9 protein-coding genes are annotated in these 15,143 nt (G+C 76.1%); 6 read left to right on the top strand and 3 right to left on the bottom strand.

Going from position 1 to position 15,143, the window contains the following annotated elements:
- The first annotated feature begins 84 nt into the window (after window positions 1–84).
- The 5 genes from ABEA81_RS30595 to ABEA81_RS30575 are packed head-to-tail and all read left to right on the top strand — an operon-like array spanning window position 85 to window position 6,871.
- Entirely contained in the window at window positions 85–1,290 is a 1,206-nt protein-coding gene (locus tag ABEA81_RS30595; RefSeq protein WP_345609787.1) for a hypothetical protein, read from the top strand.
- Window positions 1,287–3,785 (top strand): serine/threonine-protein kinase, encoded by a 2,499-nt coding sequence (locus ABEA81_RS30590; RefSeq protein ID WP_345609785.1) that lies wholly within the window; start codon window positions 1,287–1,289, stop codon window positions 3,783–3,785. Before ABEA81_RS30595 ends, ABEA81_RS30590 begins: the two co-directional genes overlap by 4 nt.
- Window positions 3,786–3,842: 57 nt before the next feature.
- Window positions 3,843–4,868: a serine/threonine protein phosphatase gene (locus ABEA81_RS30585; protein WP_345609783.1), complete on the top strand. Its 1,026-nt coding sequence runs from the start codon at window positions 3,843–3,845 to the stop codon at window positions 4,866–4,868.
- Window positions 4,865–6,157, top strand: coding sequence for a vWA domain-containing protein (locus ABEA81_RS30580; RefSeq protein WP_345609781.1), 1,293 nt, complete (start codon window positions 4,865–4,867; stop codon window positions 6,155–6,157). Before ABEA81_RS30585 ends, ABEA81_RS30580 begins: the two co-directional genes overlap by 4 nt.
- A complete protein-coding gene (locus tag ABEA81_RS30575) occupies window positions 6,158–6,871 on the top strand; it encodes an FHA domain-containing protein (protein WP_345609779.1) in 714 nt (237 codons plus the stop codon).
- Here the strand turns inward: ABEA81_RS30575 and ABEA81_RS30570 are convergent.
- Together ABEA81_RS30570 and ABEA81_RS30565 are read right to left on the bottom strand one after the other, a co-directional pair.
- Window positions 6,859–7,827, bottom strand: a complete 969-nt coding sequence (locus ABEA81_RS30570; RefSeq protein WP_345609777.1) for a glutamate ABC transporter substrate-binding protein — start codon at window positions 7,825–7,827, stop codon at window positions 6,859–6,861. The two genes, ABEA81_RS30575 and ABEA81_RS30570, sit on opposite strands and share 13 nt — an antisense overlap.
- Window positions 7,824–9,164, bottom strand: a complete 1,341-nt coding sequence (locus tag ABEA81_RS30565; RefSeq protein WP_345609775.1) for a hypothetical protein — start codon at window positions 9,162–9,164, stop codon at window positions 7,824–7,826. Before ABEA81_RS30565 ends, ABEA81_RS30570 begins: the two co-directional genes overlap by 4 nt.
- A gap of 152 nt (window positions 9,165–9,316) precedes the next feature.
- On the opposite strand from ABEA81_RS30565, the gene ABEA81_RS30560 reads away from it, so the two are divergent.
- On the top strand, window positions 9,317–11,374 hold the full coding sequence (locus ABEA81_RS30560) for an acyltransferase family protein (protein ID WP_345609773.1): 2,058 nt from the start codon (window positions 9,317–9,319) through the stop codon (window positions 11,372–11,374).
- A gap of 86 nt (window positions 11,375–11,460) precedes the next feature.
- On the opposite strand, the gene ABEA81_RS30555 is transcribed toward ABEA81_RS30560, so the two are convergent.
- Entirely contained in the window at window positions 11,461–14,973 is a 3,513-nt protein-coding gene (locus ABEA81_RS30555) for an ABC transporter ATP-binding protein (RefSeq protein ID WP_345609771.1), read from the bottom strand.
- Window positions 14,974–15,143 lie beyond the last annotated feature (170 nt).

The following is a 15,143-nucleotide window of genomic DNA, read 5'->3' as shown; positions in this document are numbered from 1 at the left end:
GCTCTGCGCGGTCCCCCGACGGACCTGATCGCGCTACCCTGCCGACACGATGGGGTGCTGTGTGGCTGGGGGGCGTGACAGCGGATGACGGGCGGAAGCGGCCGGGTGCCCGCCGGTGGGGTGGAAGCGGAGCTCGAGGAGCGCAGTGCCGCCGAGGGGCGGATCGCGACGTCGCTGGTGGAACTGGAGCAGCATCCCGGCCACGCGCTGCTCTCCGCGGGCGGGCTGACCGGCCGGACGGAGCGGGAATGGGCGCGGGCGAGCGCCGACCTCGCCGGACTGTGGCGGGACTTCGACACCTACCGGCGGGTGGTCGCCTCCGCCCGCGACGCGCTCGCCCGCGGCGCCGACGACCCCGAGCTGCACCGGCTGCTGCGCGAACCGTCCATCGAGGTGGGGCGCTCCGTGGTCGAGCGGCGGCTCACCGGCGCCGTCGAACGCGTCGACACCATCACGCTCGGCGAGCTCGCCGACCGGATGGAGGCAGCGTTCGACCGGGTCCACGACCTGTTCGTCACCAGCCACGACCTGCACGAGACGTTCCTGACCGCGATCGGTCCGCTCGCCGAGCGCCTGCGCGCCGCCCGGCAGCTGGCGGCCGACCTGGAGGACACCCGCGTGGGGGAGCTGACCGCCCGGGTCGAGGAGCTCACGGCCAGGTACACCACCGACCCGCTCGCCCTCGCCGACGCGCCACCGGACGCGGCGCTCGCCGAGCTCGGGGCACGGGTCGACACCCTCACGGCCGACCTCGGCCGCGCCGCCGCCGCCCGCGACGCGTGGGACGCCCGCCTCGCCGGCGTGGACGCCGCGATCAGCGCGATCGAGACCGCCCGCGCCGCGGCGGAGCAGGTGCGGCTGCGCGCCCAGGAGCTCGTCGTCACCGCCCCGCTCGACGCACCTCCGGACCGCGCCACGGCGTTGCGCGGTGTGCTCACCGCGTTGGTCGACGGCCGCCTGCCGACCCGCCGCACGTGGCCCGCCCGCGCCCGCGCCCTCAGCGACCTGGAGGCCGAGGTGGCCGCGGCGGCGGCGGAGGTGCGCGCGGCCCACGCGCTCGCCGACGGCCTGCTGGAACGGCGCACCGAGCTGCGCGGCCGGTTCGAGGCCTACCGGGCCAAGGCCGGCAGGCTGGGGCTCGCCGAACGCCCGGATCTCCTCGCCGTCGACGGCGACGTCCGCCGTCTGCTCTGGACCCGCCCCGCCGATCTCGCCGCCGCCACCCGCGCGCTGGTGTCCTACCAGCAGCTGCTGGCCACCGGCGACAGCTCCACGGGCAGGTCGGCATGACCCCATCCCAGGCCTGCGGCCGGCCCGGCTGCGACGGCACGATCGACGGCGGTTACTGCGACACCTGCGGGCTGGCCGCGGCTCCCCCCACCCCGCAACCGTCCTCGGCTGCCGCGACCGGTCCGCAACCCTGCGAGCGCCCCGCCTGCGGCGGCACGATCGACGGCGGGTACTGCGACACGTGTGGCCTGGCGGCCGCGGGCGAGCCGTCCGGGCGGTCGTCGACAGGGCCGTCCACCGCCCCGGTCAGCGGGCCGAGCAGCTGGTCGAGCGGCACCGGTGGCAGCCGCCCCTCGCGCCGCGGCTCGGGCCGCACCTCCACCACCGCGCGCAGCCGCCTCGGCGCCGGGCTCGTCGACGTGCCGGCGGTGCCCCGGGTCGACCCGAAGAACGCCCTGCTCACCGACCCCCAGGTGCCGGAGGACAAGCGCTTCTGCAGCACCTGCGGCAAGCCCGTCGGCCGGTCGAAGGGCGATCGTCCCGGCCGGCCCGAGGGCTTCTGCCCCCACGACGGCACGCGGTACTCGTTCACGCCGAAGCTCACCCCGGGCACCGTCGTCGCCGGCCAGTACGAGGTGCAGGGCTGCCTCGCCCACGGCGGGCTCGGGTGGATCTACCTCGCCACCGACCTCAACGTCGACAACCGCTGGGTGGTGCTCAAGGGCCTGCTCGACTCCGGCGACGCGCACGCCATGGCGGCGGCCGTGGCGGAACGGCGGTTCCTCGCGCAGGTGAGCCACCCGAACATCGTCACGATCCACAACTTCGTGCAGCACCCCGACGAGGACGGCACCCCCGTCGGGTACATCGTCATGGAGTACGTCGGCGGCTCGTCGCTCAAGCAGCTGATGGACGACCGCCGCCGCCCCGACCGCACGCTCGACCCGATGCCGGTGCCGCGCGCGATCGCCTACATGCTGGAGATGCTGCCGGCCCTCGGCTACCTGCACGCGAACGGCCTGGCCTACTGCGACTTCAAGCCGGAGAACGTGATCCAGTACGAGCGGCAGCTCAAGCTGATCGACCTGGGTGCCGTGATCCGGTTCGACGACCTCACCAGCGACGTCTTCGGCACGAAGGGCTACCAGGCGCCGGAGATCGGCGCCGAGGGCGTCGTCGACAACGGCCCGTCCGTCGCCTCGGACGTGCACACCGTCGGCCGCACGCTGGCCGTGCTGGCCCTCGGCATGCCGCCCACCCGCCGCGGCGTGCCGACCCCGATCCCCGATCCGGGGGAGCACCCGGTGCTGGCGCGGCACGAGTCGTTCCACCGGTTGCTCCTGCGGGCCACCGACCCCGACCCGCTGCGCCGGTTCGAGTCGGCCGACGAGATGGCCGACCAGCTCGGGGGCGTGCTGCGGGAGGTGCTCGCCACCGACCGCGCGGAAGGCGTCGACGACGGGTCGGGCGACCGCGGCCCGGTGCCCCCGGCGGTCTCCACGGTGTTCGGCCCGCCCCGCGGCACGTTCGCGCCGGGGCTGCTCACGGGCCCCGGGCTCGGCGCCGACGACAGCGCCGGCCCCGACAGCGCCGGCCCCGACAGCGCCGACCCCGACACCGCCGACCCCGACACCGCAGCACCGGACACCGGAATCCCGGGCCGGCCGGACCCGGCGCAGGTGGCCGCGCTGCTGCCGGTGCCGCTGGTCGACCGGGACGACCCGGGGGCCGGGCTGCTCACCGCGTCGGCGCCCAGCACCCCCGCCGACGTCGAGCGGGTGCTCGCCGCGGCACCGAAGGCCAGTCGCGCGCTGCAGCTCGCCCTCGTGCGCGCCCACCTCGAGGCGTCCGACCCGGCGGCGGCCACGCAGACGCTCGACGCGCTCGCCGCCGAGGACGCCGACGACTGGCGGCTGGACTGGTTCCGCGGCGTCACGGCGCTCGTCGAGGGCCGCGTCGACGCGGCGTGCACGGCCTTCGACACCGTGTACTCCACCCTCCCCGGCGAGGCGGCGCCGAAGCTGGCGCTCGCCGCCGCGTCGGAGTGCGCGGGCCACGACGAGGCGGCCGGCCGCTACTACGCGCTGGTGGCCCGGCCGGACCCCGGGGTGGCCGACGCCGCGTTCGGGCTGGCCAGGGTGCGCGTGCGGGCAGGCGACCGCAGCGGTGCGCTCGAGGCGCTCGATGCCGTGCCCGAGGCGTCCAGCGCGTTCGTCGTCGCCCAGCTCGCCGCGGTCGAGGTGATGCTCTCCGGCCGCTTCGGCGTCCGGCCCGGCGAGGAGGAGCTGCGGTCGGCGGCCGCGCGCGTGGAGGACCTGCGCCTCGACGAGGCCACCGGGGAGCGGGTGCGCACCCTCCTGTTCGAGCAGGCGGTGCAGCTCGCCCCGAACGGTGCGGGTGGCGACGCGCTCCTGAGGTGCCCGTGGGACGAGCGGTCGCTGCGGCTGGCCCTCGAGACGAGCCTGCGCGCTTCGGCCCGGCTCGCGTCCGACCCGGCGCACCGGGTCGTGCTGGTCGACCGGGCCAACGCCGTGCGCCCCCGGACGTGGGTGTAGTCGATGCCGGAACGGACCAGCCCACCGGTCGCCGTGTGCCCCCGGTGCGGAGACGCCGTGGACGACCACCGTTTCTGCGAGAACTGCGGCCACGACCTGTGGCTGCGCCGCGGCGGCGCCGCCCGGGTACCGACGGGCCCCTGCCCCGGGTGCGGCGCGAACGGCCGCGCGTCCGACCACGGGAACGGGTCCGGTGGCGTCGACGGGGCGGGGGAGGTCTACTGCGGCAACTGCGGGTTGCGCCGCTCCGACGGCACCGAGCACGTCGAGGCCGACCTCGGCCGGATCGCCGGCGTGAGCGACCGCGGGCTCTCCCACGCCCGCAACGAGGACGCGATGGCCGTCGGGGTGCTCGAGACGACCACGGCGGCGCCCGGCGCGCAGGCGCTCGTCGCCGCGGTGGTCTGCGACGGCGTGTCCACCGTGGACTTCCCGGAGCTGGCCTCGCGCGCGGGCGCCGACGCCGCGCTGGAGCGGTTGCTGCACCCGAGCGGGCCCGACATGGCGGAGGCCGTGGCACAGGCCGCGGCCGCGGTGGAGGCGGTCGCAGAGGGCAACCTGCGCAACCCGCCCTCGTGCACGCTCGTGGCAGCCGTCGTGCAGCCCGGCGCCGGGGACGGTCCGGGGCCCGGCACGGTGATCACGGTGGGGTGGGTCGGCGACAGCCGGGCCTACTGGCTGGCCGCGCCGGACGCGGCCGAGCCCGCGCGCGTGCTGACCGTGGACCACTCGTGGGCGGCGGAGATGGTCGCCGCGGGAGCGCTCGACATGGAGGCGGCGCTGGCCGACCGGCGGGCGCACGCGATCACGCGGTGGCTCGGGGCCGGGGGCGAGCCCGAGCCGGACATCGTCACCATGCGCCCGGCCGGGCCGGGGCTGCTCCTGCTCTGCTCGGACGGGCTGTGGAACTACCTGCCGGGTGCGGTGGAGCTGGCCGAGGCGGCGTTGCCCGCGCTCGCACGGGGCGGGCCGGCTGCCGTCGCCCGCGCCCTCACAGCCATCGCCCTGGAGGCGGGCGGGCGCGACAACATCACGGTGGTCGCCGTGCCGGTCGAGCCCCCGAACGAGAGGAGGCACGGATGACCGACGCTGCCACGACCGGATCCGGGACGTTCACCGTCGAGGTCGACCAGAACAGCTACCTGCCGGTGGACGCCACCCGGGTCGACGCGATCGTCACGGTCGGCGCCGGGGACGGCGCGGCCGGTCCGGCCCCGGCGTCCGACGTGCTCGAGGTGATCGTGATCGACTGCTCCACGTCGATGACGGGGAGCAAGATCCACGCCGCGCGGCGGGCCACGGTGGCGGCGATCAACGCCCTGCGCGACGGCGTGTCGTTCGCGGTGGTGGCCGGCAACCACGTCGCGCGGCAGGTCTACCCGGCCGACGGCACGGTCGTGGCCGACGAGACGACCCGGTGGGAGGCGAGCCGGCTCGTCGACCGGCTGCGGGCCGACGGCGGTACCGGGATCGGGAACTGGCTGACGCACGTGGGCGCACTCGCCCGCGCGCACCCCGGCTCGATCAAGCACGCCATCTTGCTCACCGACGGCCAGAACGGTGAGTCGCCGGAGTACTTCGCGAACGCGCTGAACGGCGTGCTCGGCGCCTTCACCTGCGACTGCCGCGGGGTGGGCACCGACTGGCGGGTCGACGAGCTGCGCACGATCGCCACCGCGCTGCTGGGCACCGTGGACATCGTGGCCGACCCCGACGACCTCGCGGCCGACTTCGAGTCGATCATGGGCGTGGCCATGGGCAAGAGCATGGCCGACCTCGTCCTGCGCCTGTGGACGCCGCGGGACGCGAGCGTCCGGTTCGTCAAGCAGGTGGCGTCCACCGTCGAGGACCTGACCGGCCGCCGCACCGAGGCCGCCCGGCAGAGCGGCGACTACCCGCTCGGCTCGTGGGGCGCCGAGACCCGCGACTACCACCTCGCGATCGACGTCCCGGCGGGGGCGGTCGGCGACGAGATGCTCGCCGGGCGGGTGAGCGTCGTGCGGTCCGGATCCGGTGAGGTGCTCGGGCAGGGCCTCGTGAAGGCGATCTGGACCGAGGACACCGGGCTGTCGACGCGGATCAGCCGCGGCGTCGCCCACTACACCGGCCAGGCGGAGCTGGCCGAGGCCATCCAGGAGGGCCTCGCGGCGCGGAAGGCGGGCGACGAGCCCACGGCCACGGCCCGGCTCGGGCGCGCGGTCGCGCTCGCGGCGGCGTCGGGCAACGACGGCACCGCCCGGCTGCTCGAGCGGGTGGTGGAGGTGGTCGACGCCCCGTCGGGCACCGTGCGGCTGCGCAAGGCCGTCGCCGACGTGGACGAGATGACGCTCGACACCCGCTCCACCCGAACCGTGCGGGTGCGGGGCGAGTAGATGACCACCTGCACCGAGGACCACAGCAGCGCCACGGGCGAGTACTGCGACGTCTGCGGGCTGCGGCTGCGGGGCGCATCGGCCGATGTGCCCGCCGCCCCGGCGCCCGCCGGACGGTGCCCGAGCTGCGGGGCCGCCCGAGAGGGCCGCTTCTGCGAGGTCTGCGGGTACGACAGCGCACTGGGGCCGCCGTCCGATGCACCCGCCGCCCCGGCGCCGGAGGGGGCCCCGGCGGCGTCGCAGCAGGCGTCCCAGCACGTGCCGCAGCAGGCATCCCAGCCGGCGGGCGGGACGTGGACCGCGGTGGTGCGCGCCGACCGCGCCTGGTTCGAGGACGTCCTGAGCCGGCAGGGGCCGGACGCTGGCTCGCTGCAGTTCCCCGCGTTCAGCACCGAGCGGCGGTTCGTGCTCGACGGCCCGCAGCTGTCGATCGGGCGCCGCAGCCGGTCGCGGGGCATCGAGCCGGAGATCGACCTGTCCGCCCACCCGGTGGACCCGGGGGTGTCGTCGCTGCACGCGCTGCTCGTCCGCCGCGTCGACGGGGGGTGGGACGTGGTGGACCTCGACTCCACGAACGGCACGATCGTGGGCGACGGACCGGACCCGATCCCGCCCAACACGCCCGTGCCGTTGGCGGACGGCGACGTGGTCAAGCTGGGCGCCTGGACCACGATCACGCTGGTGGGCCCGGGCCACTCGGATCAGTCCCGGTAGACCGGCGGCGGGGGAGGCGGCACCGGGTCGAGCCGGCCGGTGTACCAGAACCGGTTGCTGGCGGCGAGGCTGCCGTCAGCGCGGGCGGCCTCGAGCACCCCGTTGACGAAACGGACGAGGTCGGGCTCGTCGGGTCGCATGCCCACCGCGTAGCGGGCGGTGTCCAGCGCCCGTCCGACCACCCGCGTGTTGGGGTCCTGCGCGGCGAGCCCCGCGAGGATCACGTCGTCGCTCGACACCGCGGCGACCCGGCCGCGCTGCATCTCCAGGACGCAGTCCGGGATCCCGGGGAGCGTCTCGACCTGGAGCCCGAGGTCGCGCAGCACGACCTCGGTGGTGGAGCCGAGCGAGGTGCAGACGGTGCGTCCGCCGAGGTCCTCGACCTCCCGGATCCCGCTGCCCAGCGGCACCAGGAGGCGTTGCGAGGCCGGCATGTAGGGGGCCGAGAACTCCACCGTCCGCTGCCGCTCGCAGGTGACGGTGAAGTTGTTGACGACCACGTCCACCTGGTCGCGTTCCAGCGCGGTGGCCCGGTCGGCGATGTTCAGCACCACGAACTGCACCCGTTGCGGGTCGCCGAAGATCGCCTTGGCGATCGTGTGGACGACGTCGATGTCGGAGCCCTCGAGGGTGCCGGTGAGCGAGTTGCGGTACCCGGTGAGGAACTTGCCCTGGTCGACGCCGGCGATGAGCCGGCCGCGCTGGGCGATGGCGGCCATCGTGGAGCCTGCCGGCATCGCGCCGGGCGCGGGCAGCGGCCCCCGCGGGCGGAGGCTCTCGCGCACCTCGGTGCAGGCGGGCGCGGGCTGAGCGGGTGCTGCGGCCTGCGGCGCGGGCGCGGGCCCGGCGGGCGCGCCGGTGGCGGCCGGTCCGCCCAGCAGCGCGGCGCCGAGCGCGAGCACGACGCCCACCACCAGGTAGATCGCCGGTCTGCGGGCATCGACGGGGTGCCTCACCGGTACTCCTCCGCCCGTTGCCCGATCCCGTAGGCGGCCGCGGCCGCCGCCACGAGGGCCAGGACGGCCGGCCCGACCGCGAGCCCGGTGAGCGCGGCCGCGGCGGCGTCGGACGCGGCCCGGAACGCCGCCCGCTCGGCGTCGATCGTCTCGCCCAGCACCCCGCCCAGCCGGTCGAACGCGGCGCCGGAACCGCCCGGGTCCTCCCCGGTGGCCGACGCGACGGCCTCGCGGTAGAGGCCGCCGTCGTCGAGCTCGCGCAACGTCCGGTGCGCCGTACGCCACTCGTCGGCGGCGGTGCGGACCGCGGCGATCCGGTCGTCGGTGGCCGGCTCGGCGGCGTCCGCGGCGGCGGCGAGGAGGCCGGGCTCGGTCGTGGTGCCGAGCACGCCGTCGATGGCGGTGGTGAAGCCCGTGTCGGCGGCGCCGCCGCCGCGCGCCACCAGCACCAGGCTCTCGTTGCTGCGCGCCTGCAGCACGGCGGCCCTGGCGTCGTCCAGGGTGTCGGCGACGCCGCTGTGCCGCTCGGCGTCGCCGAGCCGGCCGCTCGCCACCGACGTGGCGACCACCCACCACAGCAGCATCACGACGACGGCGGCCGCCGCGGCCGTGAGCCCCACCGACAGGACGCGCTGCGTGCGCCGGCGTTCCCGCACCGCGGCGTCCACCACGGCGGCGAGCGCGGCGAGTCCGATCAGCAGCACGGCGAACGGTGTGCTCGCGGCGCGGCCGAAGGCGTCGGTGAGAGCTGTGGCCTGCAGCGCGCGCAGCTCGTCGGCGGCCGGCAGTATCTCGCGGGCCATCAGCCGGGAGGCGCTGTCGAGGTTCGACTGCCCGAGCGGGTAGCCGAGCCGGTTGAGCGTGCGCGCGGACTCCACGAGCCCGGTGTAGACGGGGAGTTGCGCGGAGATCGGGGCGATGGCCGGGGCCGCGGGGTCGTCGGCGGGCAGCAGGCCCGCGGCGTGCACCAGCCGGGCCGTGGTGTCGGCGATGTCGCGGTCGTAGCGGGCGCGCAGCTGCGCGGGCTCCTGCCCGCCGGACACGAAGCCGCTCGTCGCCATCGCGTCGGCGTCGGCGAGCGACCGGTACATCTCGGCGGCGTCGGCGTGCACGGCGGCGATGCGCGTGCCGCCGTCGCGGACCGCTCCGGTGCGCGCGGAGCCGTCGACGAGGCTGAACACGCCGGCGAGCAGGCACCCCAGCACGAGGACGGCGCCGACGCGACGGAGCCGGTCGGGCGTGGTGGGACCGGTGGCGAGCACGCGGAGCCGCCGGCGCAGGCCGCTCCCGGCGCCGCTCGCCGGTGGGCGGGTGGTGCTCTCGAGGTCCAGGCTCACTCGTCCCCCCACGCGCTCACGGCCCGGACGCTCAGCGTAGAGCCCATCGCCTTACCAGAGGGTCAAGATCCGGTGAGGATCCGGACGCGGCCGAAGATCGCAACTGGCGCCTTCCTAAACTCGGATGACCGATCGCGGAGGGGGAGGACTGCATGACGCCGCGTGAGCAGCCGGGTGGGCACCCGGTCGTGAGGCCCGGTGTAGCGGCGGGCTACCGGCCGGAGCTGCAGGGTCTGCGCGCGCTCGCGGTCCTCCTCGTCGCCGTCTACCACGTGTGGGTGGGCCGCGTCTCCGGCGGTGTCGACGTGTTCTTCCTGGTGTCCGGTTTCCTGCTGACGGGGCAGCTCGTGCGCGCGGCCGAACGCGGCGACCTCGACGTCCGCCGCCGGTGGACCCGCAGCCTCGCGCGCCTCGTGCCCGCCGCGGCCGTGGTCCTCGTCGTCACCACGGTGGCCGCCGTGCTCGTGGTCCCGGAGGGCCGCTGGGGCCAGACGGTGCGCGAGGTCGTGGCAGCGGCCCTGTTCCTGGAGAACTGGCAGCTCGCGGCCGACTCGGTGGACTACGCCGCCCGGGGCAACGTGGAGAGCGTCGCCCAGCACTTCTGGTCGCTGTCGGTGCAGATGCAGGTGTTCCTGCTCTGGCCACTGCTGTTCGCGGTGGTGGCGCTGGCCTGCCGCAACGCGGCGCAGCCCGACCGGGCCGGCAGCCTCCGGCGCACCGCGACGATGGCGCTGCTCGGGGTGTTCGCGGCGTCGCTGGTCTACTCGGTCGACCTCACGATCACCAACCAGCCGCTCGCGTACTTCCACACGCTGACCCGGCTGTGGGAGTTCGCGCTCGGCGGGCTGCTCGCGCTGCACGGCGACCGGGTCGTCCTCTCGGCGCGGTCCCGGGTGGCCGCGGGGTGGACCGGTGTGGTCGGGCTCGTGGCGTGCGGTGCGCTGATCCCCGTCGCGCAGGCCTTCCCCGGCATCGCCGCGCTGTGGCCCACCGGCTGCGCGGCGCTCGTGCTGCTGGCCGGCCGCACGGGCGCGTCCCTCGGCGCCGACCGGTTCCTCACGGCGGCGCCCGCCCGCTACCTCGGTGACATCAGCTACGGGCTGTACCTGTGGCACTGGCCGCTGCTGGTGCTGTACCTGCAGGGCAGCGGCGAGCAGTCCGCCGGGTTCGGCACCGGCGCGCTGATCATCGGTGCCGCCACGGTGCTCGCCGCGATCACCCACGAGTGCGTCGAGAAGCCGCTCGCCCGCCGCAGCGGCGGCACCCGCCGGCAGGTCCGGACCACGGTGGCCTGCACCGCGGCCGTGCTCGCCGTGGCGCTCACCTGGCAGGTGGCCGCCGCGCTGCGCGTCGACCCGGAGGCCGCGCTCGGCGACGACGCCCATCCCGGTGCCCACGCGCTGCTCTCCGACGAGGAGGTCTCGCCCGCGCCGCTGCTGCCCTCGGCGGTGGCGGTCACCGAGGACTGGGTGCGCATCGAGCGGTGGGACTGCAGCCCGATGGCGGGGTTCCCGATGGACGCGTGCGCGCAGCCGCTGCGCGTCGCCGAGGACACGCAGGAGCCCGTGCAGCCCGAACGCCGGATCGTGGTGGTGGGCGACTCGCACGCCCAGCAGCTCACCGGCGCGCTGCTGCCGATCGCGGAGCGGCACAACTGGCAGATCATCGCCATCGTGCGCGGCGCCTGCCCGTTCTCCACGGCGTCCGAGGTGGTGCCGGACGAGCCGGACTGCCTGGCCTGGAACGCCGCCGCCGCCGACGAGATCACCGCGCTGCAGCCCGACGCCGTCGTCACGCTCGCCAGCCGGGACGCCCGCATCGGGCACACGGAGCAGACCCCCGCCGGCTTCGTCGAGCAGTGGCGCAAGCTCGACGAGCAGGGCATCCCGGTGCTCGCGCTGCGCGACAACCCGCGATTCGACCACTCGGTGCCCGACTGCGTGCAGACCCGGCCCGAGGACGTCGACGGCTGCGGCGTGGACCGCGCGGAGATCTACGCGCCCACCCCGCCGTGGGCCGACCTGCCCGACGTGCCGGCGAACGTCACCTTCGTCGACATCGCCGACGCGGTGTGCGACGCGGAGCGCTGCCCGCCGGTCATCGGCAACGTCCTGGTCTACATGGACGACAACCACCTGACGGCCACGTACAGCACGTCGATGTCCGACCTGCTGGCGAGCCGGATCGAGGAGGGCCTGGGCTGGCCGTGAGTGGATACGAGGGCTGAACCTACCCACCCCGCCGGCTCCGCCGGCTACCGTCCCCCAGAGCACTCGTATCCACTCACGGGTTCTGGTCAGCCGGCCAGGTGGCCCCAGCGTTCGGCCAGCTCGGACCATGGCCCTGTCGCCGCCATCCGCCCGTCCTCCAGCACCACCACCGAGTCGGCGCGGGCGAGGGCGGAGCGCTTGGAGCTGCAGCCCACCACCGTGGTGCCGCGGCGGCGCAGCGCGTCCCACAGCTCCACCTCGGTGCGGGCGTCGAGCGCGGAGGACACGTCGTCGGCGACGATCAGCTCGGCCTCGGTGGCGAGGGCCCTGGCCAGCGCGAGCCGCTGCACCTGCCCGCCGGACAGCCGGACGCCGCGGTGGCCGATCAGCGCCCCGTGCCCGCCGGCCTCGTCGACGTCGGCCTCGAGGCGGGCGTCGTCGAGCGCGCGCAGCAGCCGCCGGTCGTGGTCGAGCGCGATGTTGTCGGAGAACGAGCCGGACAGCACGCGCGGCACCTGGCCGACGTAGGCCACCTGACCGGGGCGCAGGAACAGCTCGGGGTCGTCGACCTCGCGGTCGTTCCAGCGGATGCTGCCCTCGTGGTCGACCAGCCCGGCGAGGCTGGCGAGCAGGCTGGACTTGCCCGAGCCGACGCGACCCGTGAGGAGCACGAGCGAGCCGGCCTCGATCGTGAGGTCGACGTCCCGCACGCCGACGGTGCCGTCGTCGTGCACGGCGGTGACGCGGTCGAGGCAGAGGCGTTCGAGCGGCACCCGGCCGGGTGCCGGGGGCGCGGGGGCCGTGCCGGCCGTGAGGTCGACGCCGGGCGGTACCCGGGTGATGTCGGCGCCGCCTGCGAGCTCGGACGTGGCCTGCAGCCAGCGGTGCGCCACCGGCGCCTCGGTGACGGCGGCGCCGAACACCACGCCGAACCAGCCGGACCCGCTCACCACGGTGGCGACCAGCAGGGCGGTGGCGAGGTCCCAGCCGCCCGCGAGGTGCACCGCCCACGCCGTCACCACGCCGAGCTGCGTGAGCAGCGCGGGCGCGCCCTCCAGCAGCATGCGCACCCGCTGCTCGCGCACCGCGGCCGCGACCCGGTGCCCGTCCACCCGGCGCAGGTGCGCCTGCACCGCCGCCGTGGCCGCGGCGAGCTTGACGGTGCGCGCGGCGTCGAGCACCGACACCAGCGTCGCCCCGAACCGGGCCCGTGCGTCGCCCGCGACACGTGCCGACGACCCCGCCAACGGGGCACCGAGGGCCGACACCGCCGCGGACACGAGCAGCACGGCGCCGAGGACACCTCCTGCGAGCGGGTTCTGGCTCGCGATCGCCGTCGCCAGCACGACGAGGGTTCCGTTGACGACGTCGACCCAGCGGTCGACGTAGAGCACGAGGCGGTCGGAGTCCAACGCCCTCGCCACCACCTCGCCCGCGGGGGTGCACGCCAGCCGTCGCTGCATGGTCTGCCCGCACAGCACGGCGAGGCGCATCCGCAGCGTGACGGCCGACCACCACTGCGGGTAGGTGCGGAAGGCGATCGCAAGGGCCAGCGGCGCGAGCAGCAGCGTCGTGGCCAGGGCGGCGGCCGAGCTCCACGGCGACGTCCCGTGTTCGAGCGCGCTCACGAGCCGGCCCCACAGCCAGCCCGTGACCGCCCCCCACACCCCCAGCAGCGACGCCACGAGGAAGGCGATGCCACCCAGCACGCCCCAGCGGGGGTGGGCGACCATCGTGCGCAGCACCGTGCGGGCCAGGGGTGCACGTACCCGCGGGGGAGCGGGTTTCGGCGGGCGGCGGACCGCGGTGGCGAACCGGGGAGCGGCGGGCTCGACGGCGGGATCGCCGTCGCCGGCCGCGGCGAGCAGGTCGCGGAACGGTCCCGGCTCGGCCGCGAGCCGGGCGCGATCGCCGTGCTGCACCACGCACCCGCCGTCGAGCACCGCCACGGCGTGGCAGCGGCGGGTGGTGGAGAGCCGGTGTGCGATGACGATGCCGGTGCGCCCCGCGAGGAGCCGGTCGGCGGCGCGGGTGACGCGGCGCTCGGTCTGCGGGTCCATGCGCGCTGTGGCCTCGTCGAGCACGACGACCGCGACGTCCCGCACGAGCAGCCGGGCGAACGCCACCAGCTGCTCCTCGCCCGCGGACAGGGTGGTGCCGCCGGCACCGAGCCGGGTCTGCAGGCCGTCGGGCAGCGCGGCCACCCACCCGGACAGGCCGAGCGCGTCGACGGCGGCGTCCACCGCGGCCCGCGGGACGTCACCGAAGAGCGTGATGTTCTCCTCGAGCGTGGCCGCGAGGATCTCCGTGCGCTGGGTGACCACGCCGACGGCCCGGCGCAGGTCCGCCAGGTCGGTGGTGGTCACGTCCTGCCCGGCGAGGAACACGCTGCCCGGTGGCGGCTCCACGGCGCGCGACAGCAGCTTGGCGAGCGTGGACTTGCCCGCACCGGTGCGCCCGACCAGCGCGCACGTCGTGCCGGCGGGCACGGTGAGGTCGACCGACCGCAACGCGAAGCCGCCGGGATAGCCGAACGTGAGGTCCCGGACCTCCACGGCCGCCGGTCCTGCCGGCACCCGGTGTCCGCCCTCCGGTTCCTGCGGCGCCGCGAGCAGGCCGCGGACGCGCTGGAGCGCGCCCAGGCCGGCCTGCACCTCCGGCATCTGCATGCTGATGTTGTTCAGCTGCCCGCCGAACGTGGTGAAGAGCAGCCACAGCGTGACGAGCTCCGCCACCCCGAGCGAGCCCCCGCCGACGAGGGCGGCGCCGGCCACGGCGAGCGCGGCGAGCATCCCGTGCAGGACCAGCCCGGTGCGCAGCCCCACCCGCGTGGAGGCGGCACACGTGGCCGCGACGCGGCGCAGTACCTCCCGCGAACGCAGCGCGTACTGCCGCACGACGTGCGCCTGACCGAGCGAGGAGCGCACGTCGTCGCGCCCCGCTACGGCCTCCTCCAGCTGGGCTGAGTGGTCCGACCACGCGGCCTCCTCCGCGAGCTTGCGCTCGGCGATGGCGGCGGTGAGCGGGCGCACCACGGCGACCACCAGCAGCCCGACGACCGGGAAGGCGATCCAGGCCGGCCACCAGGTGAGCCCGGCGGCCACCCAGGCCAGCACGGACCGCAGCGCGGCGTGCCCGAGCTGCCAGCCGGTGCGCCGCACCAGGACGCCGAGCTGGCGGGGGTCGTCGTCGACGCGGTCGAGCACCTCCCCGACGGCCTGCTCCTCCAGCGCCGGCAGCGGCTGGTGGAGCGCGGCGTGCAGCAGGTCGGCCCGCAGCCGGCCCTCGGCGTGCCCGACGACCCCGGAGAACGCGGTGCGGCCAGCCGTGTCGAGGACGGTGGCGCCGACCAGCAGCGCGCCGAGCAGCCCGACGAGCCCGACGCCGGGGTGTTCGGCCACCCGGCCCGCCACCACGGCACCGAGCGTCTCGGCAACGGCGGCGATGACGACGACCGTGCCGACCACGGTGCTGGTGCGCCCGGCGAGGCGGCGCCAGGTGAGCGGCGGCGCGGGATGGTGCCGGGCCCGTCTGTGCCGGCTCGACTGCTGCCGGTTCGGATGGTGCTGCTGCCGCTCGCGCAGCCCGCTCTCGTTCATGCCCGGCCCGTGCCCCCCGCCGGCCCTCGCGCCGGCGGTCGAACGCTAGTGCCCCCCGCCGGAAGTCCGCCGAACAATTCGGCGGCCCAGCCCCACGCTGCGCGCACCGGCCGACGTCCCGAGTACGCCCGGTACGAGGGCCGCCGCCCGGCACACGCAGCGAGAACCTG

It is taken from the genome of Pseudonocardia adelaidensis (assembly GCF_039543345.1).
Taxonomy (GTDB): Bacteria; Actinomycetota; Actinomycetes; order Mycobacteriales; family Pseudonocardiaceae; genus Pseudonocardia; species Pseudonocardia adelaidensis.
The sequence above is the reverse complement of the archived record's forward strand: the minus strand, read 5'-3'. Positions and strand labels throughout refer to the sequence as shown.